Raw genomic sequence first — 14,754 nt, forward strand, 5'->3', positions numbered from 1 at the left:
ACAAAATTTTGGACAGTGTCTCTCTTAAAGTGTGTAAGTATAAAAATAGACTTTGATTAGGTTTTATTTTTTTATAGTCTAACCCTTTTTATTTTTGTAAAAATGTTTCATTAAAATCTATATTGTCTTCTTGAATCATTTTTTCAAAATCATTTTGATTTAACTGTTTTCCCTTTGTTGGTTTAGAGATTTTAAATCTATCACTCACATTGACTTTTATTGCTGAATAAATTTGTTTATTTTCTTGACTCCCATCTTTATTAATCATAGTTAATTTTAAAATGACTCCAGGTAAACCATCATAATTTGTTGGACCATTTTTAAATTCAAGCTTAGGCGCATACCAAGCTTCAATAAATGTATTTTCTGACTCTTGAAGGGTAGCTTTCTTTACATCGAATCCTAAAATTTTTGTATATTCTTTTTTAATAATCCATTTCATTTGTTTAATAGAATCATAAATAAGTAGATTCTTGTTATTATAATTTATTTCTGAAAGGGAATACTTCTCTTTCAGATTTTTATAATAAAATCCTCCTGGTCCGCTCACAAAACTTATTGATGTTCCACTTTTATTTTGCGAATTGTCTACTCGATCAATTTTATTAAAAGTAGATTCGTTTTTAGAAGTAATCAACTCAAAATATAGCCTATTGTCGTTACTATTTTTATATATTTCTCTACTTATTTGATTTGTAGTTTTTTCAAAATCAAACTCATTTCTGAATTCATATTCAATTTTTAATTTTTCTTGACAGAAAATTGTAGTAAAAAATAAAAGATATATTATTGAAAGTGTTGTTTTCATAAATTCTGATTTAATTATAGAAGACTAATATAAAAGTATATTTGAATAAATATATTATTAGGATCAGCAAATTTGTTTATTTTTTTTAATATAATATGTATGTTATCTTATTAAACTTGTATAAAAATTACTATTAATTTTTACAATTATCAATGGTATAAAAATATAGTATGAAAACTTAGAGATTAGAAATAGTAAAATTATTTATTTTTCACTCTTGATGACACAGAAAAAAGTACATTACAATGGAAGAATTTGTAAAAGAAAAAAAGGCTCTTCAGAGTTTAAAAATATCAATCACTTCTGAATAACTTAACATAATTAATATTATACACCTTTTTGAAATGGGTTAAATTATTGATTCTAAAGTAGTGCCGTTTTGAATAAATAATTTTACAGTTAGGAATGCTCTGAAAGGCATATTTTATCGTTTTAAACTGCATATCCAAAGCAGACAAATCTTACTTCAATAACGACTTCCCAGAATCCTTATAATTCCATGTTTTTACTTTCATCAAATCAGCAATTGTAGAGGCAATTTGATTGAGATAAGTTTGTTTCTGTTTGAATTTTTTAGGATTAATCCCATTTCCAATCATCAAAATAAAACCTTCGTCTGATCCAGGAATTTCATCATAATGTTCTGGCCATTGTCTTCCATTTCCACGTCCGTGATCAGTTGTTACAATAATAGTTGTTTGATCTTTATAGAATGGATCGCTTTGTACATAATTCCATAATTCCTCAATCATTCTATCATTGCGATTTATTGAAGTAATATATTGATCGTAATCTTCATCATGTCCGTAATCATCAGCTTCTCCATAACCAATAAAAAGTAATTTTGGCTTTTGATTTTTCATCGCTTCTAACGCAAATTCGTGCGTAAAAATATCAAATCTAGTTGCCCACCATTGTTTTGGTGTTTCTAATTGAAAACGTTCGATAAGCAATTCTCGTTCAGATTTGTTTTGATTAAAACTATCTTGATATCCAGCATTTACAAACAATTTAGAACGTTCTTGATTGAAAATATTTGTATACATTCTCCAGCTTCCAAAAGCCATTACCTTATTGTTTAAATTCTTTTGTTGATTTGCAATTTCAAAAACTGAAACATTAGGATTCGGAATATCTTTGTTATTTTTAATTCGCTCATCATCAGCTTTTCCTGTAATAATTTCGTTGTATCCAGGATAAGACCATAATCTTTTGTTGGTCAAAGTAACAAAGTTTTGTTCATCACGATTTCCTAAAATAACTCCTTTGTCTTTAATCGTTTTCCACGTAAATGGCATCAATAATTCGCGACGTTTTATAGAATCTTCTGTCCAATATTTTTCATTAGTTTGAACAATAAGTGAGTTGTATTTTTTATCATTTAAAATTGATTTTTCAACTCCTCGGAAAACTTCTTTCCAACGAACACCATCCAGCGTAACCAAAATAACTTTCGGTTCTTGAGCAAATAAAAAATTTGAGAATAAGGCAAGAATAAGAAATGTATACTTCATGTGATTATAATTTCTTATAAAAATAGGAAAAGCATCGATATGATGCTTTTAAAAGTATTATTTTTCTAATTTATCGACGATTTGTTCATAAATATCTTCGGCACTCAAATTTTGAAAATAATCATAATTTTGAAACTTTTTTGGATCTTTTCCAAAGATAGAAGTTGGACGAATTTTCATCGTTTCGTCTTGTATCACATCATTCATAGATTGACCATAACCTAAAAATCCAGCAAATGGATGCGTTCCACCCCAAATAGAAATTGTGCGTGTTCCCATCAACGAAGCTAAATGCATGTTTGCGCTATCCATAGAAATCATTACTTCTAATTTAGCAATTGCTTGTAATTCTTCTTCAAAAGAGATTGTTCCAGCTAAAGATTTGATGTTAGGATTAAAACTTTCCCACGTTTTTAATTCATCAATTTCAATTTTTCCACCGCCAAATAAATAAATTTTGTACCCATTTTCAGCTAATTTCTTCGCAACGATTTTCATCTTTTCGATGGGATACATTTTACTTGTAAAGGCTGCAAAAGGCGCAATTCCAATTGATTTAGATTCTTTAATCGATTTTGGTTCGATTTTATGCTTTAAATTGACGTTAAAACTAAATTGACGCAAAACATCAGCATAGCGCTCAGTTGTTAATTTTAATTGCTTAAAAACGCGATTTTTTTGATTGACTAAAGCTTTTTTCTCCTCACGACCTTTATCTAAAGTAGCCGTTTCTGTTCCGTTAAGTTTGAATAGAGTTGTAATGACTTTTGATCGGATTACGTTGTGAAAATCAGCTACATAATCAAAATTATATTGTTTTAATTCTTTGTATAATTTGAACAAGCTAAAAAAGCTTTTGTAGTCTTTGTTCAAATCAACCGAAATAAATTTGATTTGAGGAAATTGCTTGAAAATATTTCCCATAAAAGGGCGCGAAGCAACATAAACTTCGATGTTAGGATTTTGTTCAATAAACTCTTGTAAAACAGGAGCAATCATTGTAACATCCCCCAAAGCAGAAAAACGTAAAACTAATAGTTTTTTATGATTCGTTTTCTCCATTATTCCTATTGTTAATTTCTTTTGCAACCATTTTCATTTGCTTTTCAAACTCTTCCTTAGATGCTTGAAAATATTGATCAGAATTTTCGGCATGTTTTGCAATTTTACGCAACGATTTTCGGTCACTTTTTATGAAAATTTCCCCAATTTTAGACGCTTCTTCAGGTGAAAAACCATATTTTATAAGGATTTGTCTACCAACGTAAACAGATGAGAAAAAGTTTTCTCGATAAACTTCGTCTATACCATCTTTCAAATAATTATACGCATAACTACGATTTTTTGCACGAACAATAATTTCTAAATTCGGAAAGTTTTTACGAACAATATAAACTAATTTTTGATTAATTTCTGGCGGATCCAAAGCAGCTACAAAATATTTTGCATGTTCAGCACCAGCCGATTTTAGTAAGTTAACATTTGTTGCATCACCATAGAAAACATTAAAACCCTGCTTGCGCATTTTCTCTACACGCTCGCTATCATTATCCAAAACAATCGATTTTATTCCAGTGCTTTTCAAGACACGACTAATTGTGTTTCCAAAATCACCAAAACCAGCAATAATTATTTCACCTTCTGCTGAATGTGGATTTATTTTATCGTTTTCAATGATTGTTTTTACTTTTGTTTTTACACCAAAATATTTTAGAATTAATTTTTCATTTAAGACTAAAAGTAATGGTGTTATTACCATTGTTATCGCTGTTGTAGCTAACATCAAATCGTACCATTCTTTGTTTAGAATATCTAAATTTCGAGTCAATGATAAGATAACGAAAGCAAATTCTCCGACTTGTGATAAAAGCAAAATGAACAACCATTTCTGATCAAAATCAAATTTATGTTTGATTCCAATAAACCATAAAACCAATGATTTTATTAACATTATTCCAAATGTTAATCCAAGAATCATAAAAGGTTTATCTGCAATTAATTTGAAGTTAATCGTTGATCCAACCGCAATAAAAAAGATTCCTAATAATAATGATTTGAATGGCTCAATGTCACTTTCTAATTGATGTTTATATTCGTTATTCGCCAAAACAACACCAGCAATAAATGCTCCCAAGGCAGGAGAAATTCCAACTTTTTGCATCAAAATTGAAACTCCAATGACTAAAAGTAGGGCAGAAGCGGTGTAAATTTCTCGAACTTGTAATTGTCCAACATACTTGAAATAAGGTGTAATAATGTATTTTGCAATCACATAAATAAATGTAATTGCACCAAGAATAACCAAGGTTTTCATGAACGCTGGTCCACCAACTAACAAACTTTTAGAATCATCTCCAATGGACTGAATCAAGGAATCTCCAACTAAAAGTGGAATAATTGCTAAGATTGGAATTACCATAATATCTTGAAACAACAAAACTGAAAAAGTTGATTTACCTATGTTTGTTTTGGTCAATCCTTTTTCGCTAAGCGTTTGCATAATAATGGCTGTTGAAGACATGGTTATTGCAAAAGCTATAGAGAGAGCCAAAGAAAAATCCATTTTCAAGGCAAATATTCCGACTAAAGTTGCAATAATTATTGTTCCCAAAACTTGCATTCCACCAAGGTTGATGATTTTATTTTTCATCTTCCAGAATTCCTTTGGATCAAGTTCTAATCCGACCAAAAAAAGCATCATAACTACACCAAATTCAGTGGCGTGCATAATGTCTGTACCGTCATTGCCAACAAATTTTAGCACATAAGGTCCAATTAAAACACCGGCAATTAAATATCCCAAAACCGAACCCATTCCTAATTTTTTGGAAATAGGAACGCAGATTACAGCGGAAAATAGAAAAATAAATGCTTGGCCTAAAAAGTCGTTCATTATTTTATAAGGTTGATTAGATGATGTGTCTAACTATTATTTTGTTTTGATTGAAATGCAATCGCATAAAATTTGAATTGTTTTATCATCGCTAATAATCCATTTGCACGAGTTGGTGATAAAAATTCTGATAAACCAATTTCGTTGATAAAATCTGTATCCGATTCTAAAATATCTTTTGGCGTTTGATGATTATACATTCTCACCAATAATGCGGCAATTCCTTTTGGTAAAATAGCATTAGAATCAGCTTTAAATTCGATTGTATTACCATCCAATTCTGCATCTAACCAAACAGAAGATTGACAACCTTTTATGATTTTATCATCTGTTTTTGCTTCTTCAGGCAAAGTATTTAAGCTTTTTCCTAACTCGATCAAATATTCGTAGCGTTGTTCCCAATCGTCAAAAAATGAGAATTCATCTACTATTTCGTTTTGAATTTCTTTAATTTTCATATGACAAAGTTAGAAAGTTTTTGATAGTTTTTCCTCAAAAAAAGACGTTAAATAGCTTGATTCTTTTAGATTTCTTATTTTTGTGTTTTGATAAATTTCAATTCCCAAAAAATGAAGTACACTTTCATTGTTAATCCTAATTCTGGAAACGCAAAACACGATATTTCGCTCGATTTTTTACAATCAAAATTTGATTCTTCAGACGAAATCGTTTTGAAAGAAACCGTTTATCAATTTCATGCAAAAGAATTGGTGAAGGAGGCGATTGCAGAAAATTCAGATGTTATTGTTGCGTGCGGTGGTGATGGGACAATCAATGAAGTGGCGAGTGCTTTGGTGAAAAAAAATATTCCGTTGGGAATAATTCCTGCCGGATCTGGAAATGGTTTGGCTACAAATCTTAATATTCCGAAAGATATTAACAAGGCAATCGAAATTATCAAAAACCATATTGTTCATACGATTGATGTTGGTAGAGTAGAGGATAACTATTTTTTTAGCAATTTAGGTTTTGGGATTGACGCAGAAGTTATCAAAACATATGAAGAAAATCAAAAACGTACGATTACTGGTTATGTTGATGCATCTGTGAAAACGTTGTTGAATTATAAATCTAAATTGTTTCGCCTTTATATTGATGATGTAATTATTGAAAAAAATTTTTATTATCTATTCTGCTCTAATTCTAACATTGCTGGTTATGGAATCTCTTTTACACCGAAAGCTGATTTGTCTGATGGAGAATTGGATTTATTGATGATTGAAGATTTAGATGTTTTCGAACAATTTTATTTTTCGGTATTGGTTTTAGCCAAGAAAATTGATTTATTAGACAAAGCAAAGTATCGAAAAGTGAAAAAATTCAAGATTGAAAGTTTAGATAATAATCCGATTACGTATCAACTTGATGGAGAGATTCATAATACCGATTCACTTCAAGTAAAAGTTAAGGTCATACCAAATGGTTTAAAAATCATTTTTTAAACTTCAATTATTATTTAATTAACAATATAAATCATACATTTTCAATAAATTAAAATGTTATTAACTGAGTTGTAAACGATTTGTTTGTAACCATTTTTATCTTCAATTTTATAATAATACTTGCATTCGTTGTAACTTTGAATAAAATTTTTGCAATGAATAAGCCTTATAAAATTTTAGCAATCGATTCTAATCATGAATGTTTGAATAATGGACTTCGCGAAGCTGGTTTTATTGTTGATGAAGATTACAATTCACCCAAAGAGATCATCGAACAAAAGATTAATGAATATGATGGAATGATTGTAAGGAGTAGATTTCCAATTGATAAAGATTTTTTAGCAAAAGCAACGAATTTAAAGTTTATCGGTAGAGTAGGGGCAGGCTTGGAGAATATTGACGAAGAGTTTGCAGCTGATCATAACATTGTTTTATTCAATTCTCCCGAAGGAAACCGAGATTCTGTTGGTGAACATGCGATTGGTATGTTGTTGATGTTGATGCATCATTTGCGCAGAGCTGATAACGAAGTTCGTAATGGAATTTGGAAACGTGAAGAAAATCGTGGTGATGAATTGAAGGGAAAAACGGTTGGAATTATTGGTTATGGAAATATGGGAAATGCTTTTGCGAGACGTTTGCAGGGTTTTGAAGTTAATGTGATTTGTTATGATATTTTGCCAAATAAAGGAAATGAATTTGCGAAGCAAGTTTCGTTAGAAGAAATTTTTGAACAAGCTGATGTTGTAAGTTTACATACGCCGCAAACACCAGAAACGATGCAAATGATTAATGCAGAATTTATTTCTAACTTTAAAAAAACATTTTATTTTGTGAATACAGCGCGTGGTAAATCTGTTGTGACAAAAGATTTGGTTGAAGCAATGAAAACAGGAAAAATTTTAGGAGTAGCTTTAGATGTTTTAGAATTTGAAAAATCGAGTTTTGAGAAATTAGTTGCATCTGATTTACCAGAAGAATTTCAGTATTTAATCCAAGCGGATAATGTTGTTTTGGCGCCACATATTGCAGGTTGGACGCATCAAAGTAAAGTGAAATTAGCAGAGTTTATTCGTGATAAAATAATTGATTGGAAGAATAATCAGTAATGATTAATTGATATAAACTAAAAAGGTTCCGAAACTTCGGAACCTTTTTTCATTTTGTAAGTTTTTTGTAAACTTTATACAAAATAACTGCTACTATAATAACAAGAACGATTTGGAGTAGAATCCAAAGTATAACATTAAATGTTGATTCGCCTGAAATTGATAGCATATATATGTCTCATGTGTTAACTGAATGCTAAAATATAAATTATTTTTAACATTTTGTTAATAATTTAAAAAAAGTTTTATTCATCTTCTAGGTGTGTTAATTGATAACTTATCACATGTCAATAGATAAGTTTTTTTTGCACCCTAAATTTGTATAAAAATAAATTACTATGAATTACCAAATATTTAAATCAGAATCAAGAGGTGGAGGAAATCATGGGTGGTTAGACTCTAAACATTCTTACAGTTTTGCAAATTATTACGATCCAGCTCGTATTCATTTTGGAGCTTTGCGTGTCGTAAATGATGATATAATTACCGGAGGAATGGGATTTGGAAAACATCCTCATGATAATATGGAGATTATTACAATTCCTACAAAAGGAGGAATTTCTCACGAAGATTCAATGGGAACTGGTTCTGTAATTGAGTCTGGGGATGTACAAGTAATGAGCGCTGGTACGGGAGTTTTTCATAGTGAAATGAATGCTTATGAAAACCAAGAAGGACATTTTTTTCAGATTTGGATTATTCCAAATAAAATGAATGTTGAGCCTCGTTATCAACAAATTTCTGTTCGTGAAGTAGCAAAAGAAAATGAATTATATCAAGTTCTTTCTCCAAATGCAGATGATCAAGGAGTTTGGATTCATCAAGATGCATGGATTTTTTTAGGAAATTATACAGAAGATAAACAAGAAACATACAAAGTACAAAAAGAAGGAAATGGTGTTTTCTTTATGGTTGTGGAAGGAGAAGTTGAATTTGATGGAAACAAATTAGGACGAAGAGATGTCATCGAGATTAAAGATACAAACGAGTTTTCGTTTAATGTAGCAAAAGATTCTCGCTTGATGTTAATCGAAGTTCCTATGGATATTTAGAATTTTTTTCAAGTTTTAGTTGTTTTATATATAGAGCAGATTTCAGAAATGGAATTTGCTTTTTTTTTGTTAAAAAAATACCATTATCAACACAAGTATTTAGTATATTTACTGCTTATAAAACTTTAACTCAAAACGTATTAATCTATACTATATGAAACGTTTATTCATCATTGCTTCTTTCGCTTTAATGATTATCAGTTGTAAAAATGATAACATTGAAATTGATTCTACATCTGCGCAAACTTTTAGTGAAACGGTAGACAAAATTTCGAAGGCTTTGCCTGTTATGCAACAAGATAAATTTAAGGAAGCTTTACAGATTATTTTCGAGTATAACACAAGTCAATCAATGGATAATGAATCGCGTTGGGGAATTGTGCGTACGTTGTTAGATGGAAAAACAGTAGATGAGGTTTTTGATATTGCTGAAAAAGTCGCGTTACAAAATAAATTTACATGGAATAGAAATCAAGTTCCTTTGGTGAATGGAATTCCAAAATCAGGTGCAATTGAAACTGTAGAAACGCCTGCTGAACCGACTTCTAATGTACAACGTTTCGATTTTAGTTTAAAACAAGATGATAGTGGAATCTCAATTTCTCCTTTTTTCTACAATGCGCAAGGAGAGGAAATTCAGTTGGATAAAGCTGTAACGGCAACGATAGAAGTGTTTAATTCAGGTAGTATTGTGTACACATTTCGTTCTACAATTGATCCAAATTCTATGGATGATTTGTACAGAAAAAATACAATTAATATTAAATATTCGTCATTAGATGCTTCTAAAATTAAGAGTGATCGATTAGATATTTTGGTTCGAATTCCGAATTCTGAACGATATTTAACGAATCGTAAAGCGGTAAAAGTTCCGTTGAATTTAGTTGGTGCTGCTGAGGTTGTAGATTCTCTTTTGGTTGAAAGTACGCCTGCACATGTAAGTAAAGAAGCTGGAATGGTAAAATCTCTTTCGAATCGTTTTATGACAAATTTATCAAAGAAAAATTATTCTGGTGCTTTTGCGTTGACAAGAAGTGGTGAATGGAATACTTTCCAAAAATTTTCTTCTGATGAATCAATTAAGAATTTAGAGCAAGCAACAATTAATGATGCAAAAGTGTTAGATGCAGACGAAAAAGTTGCATTAGTTGAAGTGAATGCAAATTTAAAAGACCAATCTTCTAAGACATATCAAGTGACTTTAGAAAAGATTAATAATAAATGGTTTGTGGTTAATTTTAAATAATCGTAAACGTATTAAACATAAAAAAAGCGTTCAAAATCTGAACGCTTTTCTTGTTTTATATTGAAATGAATTATTGTCCGTTTGCTTCTTTAGCAGCGTCCGCTTTCATTTTTGCGTTTGCAGTAATTGCAATCTCTACACGACGGTTTTGAGCACGTCCTTCTGCAGTTGTATTATCAGCAATTGGTTCCTCTAAACCTTTTCCTTTCGATGTTAAACGAGAAGAAGCAATACCTTTAGAAACTAAATAATCTTTTACAGACTGTGCGCGTTTTTGAGATAATGGTAAGTTATAATTTTGAGAACCTACGTTATCAGTATGGCCAACAATTAATAAATCTGTATCAGGATATTCGTTGAAAACTTCTACTAATTTATCTAAGTTAGATTTAGCAACAGCAGTTAAAGAAGCTTTGTTATAATCAAAAGTAACTTTAGAGTTTTCATCTAAAATTAAGTTAATCCCTTCTTCAGTTCTTACGACTTCTGCACCTGGTAAAACTTGCTCAATTTTTTGCGCTTGTTTATCCATATTGTTACCAATAACACCACCAGCAGCTCCACCTACAGCAGCTCCAATTACAGCACCTAAAGCAGTGTTACCACCTTTACCGATATTATTACCTAAGATTCCTCCAATAACACCACCAGCAACAGCACCAATACCAGCACCTTTTTGTGTATTGTTTGCATTTTGTACAGCTGTACAAGAAGACATAATAAATGATCCTCCTAATACAATTGCAGCTATTTTAGTATTTATTTTTTTCATAATTTCTAAGTTTTTTAAATTGTTGATTAACGTACGAAGTTATAAATCACTTGTGCAATTTTTCCATTTGCATTGATATCTTGTACCAATTTCATCGAATTTGCATCAACATAATCTACACGCATTTTATATCCTGCTGTATTTTGTTTCGCTTTGATTCCTGTAACATCTTTGAAGATAAAGTAAGTTGTAGAACCATCTTGTTGTAAATCCCAAATAATATTTGTTGTTCCTGAAGGGCAATCTCCGCCAGCGTTATTAAATGTATATGTTCCTTTTTTGTTGTTTTGAACTAAGTTCCATGTAGAACCTTCATAACATTCTGGGTTTGCTGTGTCAAAAACTTTCGCAACTGCATCAGTAACTTTTACATTACCTTGTACCTCGTTTGTTGTTAAACCTTGGTAGTCTACATTTGTCAAAGTCCATGCACCTCTCACTTCTTTACCTGTTTGTATTTCTTGTTTTGCAACGGTTGTAGATGCACAAGAAGTTAAAAATGCTGAAGCGCATATCCCAAATAATAAAATACTTTTTTTCATAGCTATTTATTTTATCTATTATTAATCTTAAAAAACGGCTTCTATAAATTAGATTTAATAAAGTTTTAGAAAAAAAACGACTTCTAATACATCTTATTAGATAATCATTCTTTAAAAACGCTTATTTTAATTTTCAGCTTTAATAATATAGATTAAAGAAGAATATTGACCTGTTTTTTTAGCTTGAGTATTAGACTTCAAACCAATTCTAAGTGCATTGATAAAACCTAACTTATTACCTTTATATTTTTCAGATAGTAGACTCACATAAAATGAATCTAATTTCATCGGGTGGATAGATTCAATTTTCATACCAAAGTTGCTAAATAACTTTCGCATGCTGGTTTCTGTGAAATGCCATAAATGACGAGGTACATCATAAGCTGCCCAATGTTCACCATAATATTTAGCATCATACGATTGGTGGTTTGGAACAGCTATTACTAAGATACCACTTTTTGTTAAATGTTTCTTTAGTTCTGTAATTATTTCTTTAAGATTAGGAATGTGTTCTAAAACATGCCACAAGGTAATCACATCATACTTTTCTGTATTCTGTTCTAATTCTGTAGAAGTAACTTTTTCGATTCCTACTTTTGATTGAGCAATTCGTCTTGCCGAATCATTTGGCTCCATTCCCAAAACATCGTAACCATTTTTTTGTAGATGCTCTAAAAAATCTCCAACGCCGCAACCATAATCTAGAATCTTTTTACCATTGCCAATTTTATTAATCAATTCTAATTTATTATTTAGATTGATTGATTTTGCCATTTGATAAAAACGTTCGAAAATAGATTTCTTTCCATCGGTATGGGAAATGTAATTTTTACTTTCGTAATACTTTCCCAAATTTTCGATAGGTTGGGGGAGAGTATACAAAACTTCAGTTTCTGAATCTTCGTATATTTCGAATTTTTCTCCTGTTAAAAAATAATCTTTTAAATCTAATTTCTTAATACCAGAAAATCCTTCTTTTGAAGGATTTTCTTTAGATGTTTCACGTGGAACATTTTCCATATTATCTTCCCATGTAAATTAATAATACACTAATATCTGCTGGTGATACACCACTAATTCTTGATGCTTGTGCTACCGTTGCAGGTTTTATTTTTGTTAATTTTTGACGAGCTTCTATCGACATCGAACCAAAGACATGATAATCGATGTCAGCCGGAATTTTTAGATTTTCCAAACGATGCAATTTATCAGCATTCTGTTGTTCTTTCTTAATATAACCTTTGTATTTGATCTGAATTTCTGTTTGTTCTAATTCTTCTTGATCGTATTCATTCGTTTCAATAAACTCTTTTACTCGATCTAATTTTGTGAAATCAGAAAGCTTTAATTCAGGACGAGAAATAACCGAAATCATTTTGTTTGGTTGTTTTAAAGGTGTTCCTTCTCGTTCTTCAATTACATCATTTATCTCTTGTGGTTTGATTGAATTTTCTTCGAAATAATTAACAAGCTTTTCAGCTTTGTCAAATTTTTCTTCCATTCTTCTCAAACGATCTTCTGAGGCTAAGCCTAGTTCAAAACTTTTTCTTGTCAAACGTTCATCCGCATTATCTTGTCTCAATAAGATACGATATTCTGCACGAGACGTAAACATACGATAAGGTTCTTCTGTACCTTTTGTTATCAAATCGTCGATTAAAACTCCTATATAAGCTTCGTTACGATTTAAGATAAATGGATCTTTTCCTTGAATTTTTAACACAGCATTTATACCCGCCATCAAACCTTGAGAAGCAGCTTCTTCATAACCTGTTGTTCCGTTAATTTGACCAGCGCAATATAAGTTATCAATTAACTTAGTTTCTAGCGTATGTTTTAACTGTGTTGGTGGAAAATAATCGTATTCGATGGCGTAACCTGGACGTAAAATTTTTGCATTTTCAAAACCAGGAACAGAACGTAAAGCTCTTGCTTGAATATCATCTGGCAAAGATGTTGAGAATCCATTTATGTAGAATTCCATCGTGTGCCAACCTTCCGGTTCAGCAAAAATCTGATGACGATCTTTGTCTGCAAAACGATTAATTTTATCTTCGATAGATGGACAATATCTTGGTCCTGTCGATTTAATTGTTCCGTTAAACATTGGAGAACGATCAAAGCCTTCACGCAATAAATCATGAACTTCTTGATTCGTATAAGTAATCCAACAAGAACGTTGTTTTGTTAATTTTTGTGTATTTGTATATGAGAATTTTGAAGGATTTTCATCACCTGGTTGCTCCACCATTTTCGTATAATCGATAGAACGACCATCTACACGTGGAGGAGTACCTGTTTTCATTCGTCCAGCTTCGAAACCTAAATCAACTAATTGTTCCGTAATTCCGAAAGCAGCAGATTCTCCCATGCGTCCACCTCCAAATTGTTTTTCTCCAATATGAATTAAACCATTCAAGAAAGTACCATTTGTAAGTACAACAGACTTAGAACGAATTTTCATTCCCATGGCTGTAATTACTCCGCAAACTTTACCATTTTCGATGATTAAATTTTTCACCATATCTTGAAAGAAGTCAACATTCTCTGTTCTCTCTAAAGATAAACGCCATTCTTCTGCAAAACGCATACGGTCTGATTGCGCACGTGGAGACCACATTGCTGGACCTTTTGATTGATTCAACATCTTGAATTGAATCGCTGTTTTGTCAGTGATAATACCAGAGTATCCACCTAAAGCGTCAATCTCGCGAACAATTTGTCCTTTCGCAATTCCACCCATAGCAGGATTACAAGACATTTGTCCGATTGTTTGTAAGTTCATTGTCACAAGAAGCGTTTTTGCTCCTAAATTGGCTGCTGCCGCTGTTGCTTCTGCACCTGCGTGACCACCACCAACTACAATTACATCATATTCTGATTGAAATATCATTTGATTTGTAAACTTATTTTTCTTGTTAAAATAATAAATGTTCCACGTGGAACATTATTGATTTAGATAGCTACTAAACGTTTCTAAATATTGATTTTCTTTAGCAGTCATTAATTCTTTGTCATCTGGTTCTTTGTCCATATAACCAGCAAAATGTAATATCCCATGGATAACAACGCGAGCTAATTCGTTTTCAAAAGAAACATTATTTTGCTCAGCATTATCTTTGATTCGTTCGACGCTAATAAAAATATCACCCATCAATTTATCTTCAATAGAATTATCGAAACCAATAACATCTGTGTAATAATCGTGTTCTAAATATTGTCGATTAATTTGAAGTAAGTATTCATCATCACAGAAAATATAGTTTAAATCTTCTATTGTTTTCCTTTCATTCTTCATACTCTCTACGATCCAATCTATCCAAGTTTGAGCATCTTTTAGCTCAAAATCTGTTTCGTAAAATAATTCTATCATTGT

The 14,754-nt window shown here is 31.0% G+C and carries 14 protein-coding genes; 4 read left to right on the plus strand and 10 right to left on the minus strand.

Annotated features, from left to right (window positions below; genetic code table 11):
• Positions 1-88: 88 nt before the first annotated feature.
• The 5 genes from B4E59_RS03480 to B4E59_RS03500 form a co-directional block, all read right to left on the minus strand.
• Positions 89-808 carry a GLPGLI family protein gene (locus B4E59_RS03480; RefSeq protein ID WP_291051299.1) on the minus strand — a complete coding sequence of 240 codons (720 nt, stop codon included), beginning with the start codon at positions 806-808 and terminating at the stop codon, positions 89-91.
• Positions 809-1,269: 461 nt separating this feature from the next.
• Complete coding sequence (locus tag B4E59_RS03485) at positions 1,270-2,322, minus strand: alkaline phosphatase family protein (protein WP_291051302.1); 1,053 nt, start codon at positions 2,320-2,322, stop codon at positions 1,270-1,272.
• Between the two features lie 57 nt (positions 2,323-2,379).
• Positions 2,380-3,384: a glycosyltransferase family 9 protein gene (locus B4E59_RS03490; protein ID WP_219034136.1), complete on the minus strand. Its 1,005-nt coding sequence runs from the start codon at positions 3,382-3,384 to the stop codon at positions 2,380-2,382.
• Positions 3,365-5,215, minus strand: a complete 1,851-nt coding sequence (locus B4E59_RS03495) for a monovalent cation:proton antiporter-2 (CPA2) family protein (RefSeq protein WP_291051305.1) — start codon at positions 5,213-5,215, stop codon at positions 3,365-3,367. The genes B4E59_RS03490 and B4E59_RS03495 overlap by 20 nt, the downstream gene beginning before the upstream one ends.
• A gap of 29 nt (positions 5,216-5,244) precedes the next feature.
• Positions 5,245-5,673, minus strand: a complete 429-nt coding sequence (locus B4E59_RS03500) for a SufE family protein (protein WP_125349112.1) — start codon at positions 5,671-5,673, stop codon at positions 5,245-5,247.
• Positions 5,674-5,784: 111 nt separating this feature from the next.
• Here B4E59_RS03500 and B4E59_RS03505 point away from each other — a divergent pair, with 111 nt between their 5' ends.
• The 4 genes from B4E59_RS03505 to B4E59_RS03520 all read left to right on the plus strand — a co-directional run bounded on the left by B4E59_RS03505 (position 5,785) and on the right by B4E59_RS03520 (position 10,064).
• Positions 5,785-6,657, plus strand: coding sequence for a diacylglycerol/lipid kinase family protein (locus B4E59_RS03505; protein WP_291051307.1), 873 nt, complete (start codon positions 5,785-5,787; stop codon positions 6,655-6,657).
• Positions 6,658-6,812: 155 nt separating this feature from the next.
• Positions 6,813-7,766: a 2-hydroxyacid dehydrogenase gene (locus tag B4E59_RS03510; RefSeq protein ID WP_291051310.1), complete on the plus strand. Its 954-nt coding sequence runs from the start codon at positions 6,813-6,815 to the stop codon at positions 7,764-7,766.
• Between the two features lie 338 nt (positions 7,767-8,104).
• The gene (locus tag B4E59_RS03515; RefSeq protein ID WP_114998600.1) at positions 8,105-8,818 is read left to right on the plus strand and encodes a pirin family protein; all 714 of its coding nucleotides are present in this window, start codon (positions 8,105-8,107) and stop codon (positions 8,816-8,818) included.
• 154 nt (positions 8,819-8,972) lie between these two features.
• On the plus strand, positions 8,973-10,064 hold the full coding sequence (locus tag B4E59_RS03520) for a hypothetical protein (protein ID WP_221854014.1): 1,092 nt from the start codon (positions 8,973-8,975) through the stop codon (positions 10,062-10,064).
• 70 nt (positions 10,065-10,134) lie between these two features.
• Here B4E59_RS03520 and B4E59_RS03525 read toward each other — a convergent pair whose 3' ends face one another.
• The 5 genes from B4E59_RS03525 to ybeY form a co-directional block, all read right to left on the minus strand.
• Entirely contained in the window at positions 10,135-10,836 is a 702-nt protein-coding gene (locus B4E59_RS03525; RefSeq protein WP_221854015.1) for a YiaD family glycine zipper/OmpA-like lipoprotein, read from the minus strand.
• 26 nt (positions 10,837-10,862) lie between these two features.
• The gene (locus B4E59_RS03530) at positions 10,863-11,378 is read right to left on the minus strand and encodes a lipocalin family protein (RefSeq protein WP_286495675.1); all 516 of its coding nucleotides are present in this window, start codon (positions 11,376-11,378) and stop codon (positions 10,863-10,865) included.
• Positions 11,379-11,504: 126 nt separating this feature from the next.
• Positions 11,505-12,398, minus strand: coding sequence for a class I SAM-dependent methyltransferase (locus B4E59_RS03535; protein WP_291051317.1), 894 nt, complete (start codon positions 12,396-12,398; stop codon positions 11,505-11,507).
• Position 12,399: 1 nt separating this feature from the next.
• Complete coding sequence (mnmG, locus tag B4E59_RS03540; protein ID WP_286495677.1) at positions 12,400-14,271, minus strand: tRNA uridine-5-carboxymethylaminomethyl(34) synthesis enzyme MnmG; 1,872 nt, start codon at positions 14,269-14,271, stop codon at positions 12,400-12,402.
• A gap of 54 nt (positions 14,272-14,325) precedes the next feature.
• The gene (ybeY, locus tag B4E59_RS03545; protein WP_219034096.1) at positions 14,326-14,751 is read right to left on the minus strand and encodes an rRNA maturation RNase YbeY; all 426 of its coding nucleotides are present in this window, start codon (positions 14,749-14,751) and stop codon (positions 14,326-14,328) included.
• Positions 14,752-14,754 lie beyond the last annotated feature (3 nt).

Source organism: Empedobacter sp. UBA2044, assembly GCF_002333005.1.
GTDB classification, from domain to species: Bacteria; Bacteroidota; Bacteroidia; order Flavobacteriales; family Weeksellaceae; genus Empedobacter; species Empedobacter falsenii_B.

Coding starts and splice junctions, on each gene's coding strand:
- B4E59_RS03480 (WP_291051299.1), bottom strand. CDS start 808: ATGAAAACAACACTTTCAATAATATATCTTTTATTTTTTACTACAATT.
- B4E59_RS03485 (WP_291051302.1), bottom strand. CDS start 2,322: ATGAAGTATACATTTCTTATTCTTGCCTTATTCTCAAATTTTTTATTT.
- B4E59_RS03490 (WP_219034136.1), bottom strand. CDS start 3,384: ATGGAGAAAACGAATCATAAAAAACTATTAGTTTTACGTTTTTCTGCT.
- B4E59_RS03495 (WP_291051305.1), bottom strand. CDS start 5,215: ATGAACGACTTTTTAGGCCAAGCATTTATTTTTCTATTTTCCGCTGTA.
- B4E59_RS03500 (WP_125349112.1), bottom strand. CDS start 5,673: ATGAAAATTAAAGAAATTCAAAACGAAATAGTAGATGAATTCTCATTT.
- B4E59_RS03505 (WP_291051307.1), top strand. CDS start 5,785: ATGAAGTACACTTTCATTGTTAATCCTAATTCTGGAAACGCAAAACAC.
- B4E59_RS03510 (WP_291051310.1), top strand. CDS start 6,813: ATGAATAAGCCTTATAAAATTTTAGCAATCGATTCTAATCATGAATGT.
- B4E59_RS03515 (WP_114998600.1), top strand. CDS start 8,105: ATGAATTACCAAATATTTAAATCAGAATCAAGAGGTGGAGGAAATCAT.
- B4E59_RS03520 (WP_221854014.1), top strand. CDS start 8,973: ATGAAACGTTTATTCATCATTGCTTCTTTCGCTTTAATGATTATCAGT.
- B4E59_RS03525 (WP_221854015.1), bottom strand. CDS start 10,836: ATGAAAAAAATAAATACTAAAATAGCTGCAATTGTATTAGGAGGATCA.
- B4E59_RS03530 (WP_286495675.1), bottom strand. CDS start 11,378: ATGAAAAAAAGTATTTTATTATTTGGGATATGCGCTTCAGCATTTTTA.
- B4E59_RS03535 (WP_291051317.1), bottom strand. CDS start 12,398: ATGGAAAATGTTCCACGTGAAACATCTAAAGAAAATCCTTCAAAAGAA.
- mnmG (WP_286495677.1), bottom strand. CDS start 14,271: ATGATATTTCAATCAGAATATGATGTAATTGTAGTTGGTGGTGGTCAC.
- ybeY (WP_219034096.1), bottom strand. CDS start 14,751: ATGATAGAATTATTTTACGAAACAGATTTTGAGCTAAAAGATGCTCAA.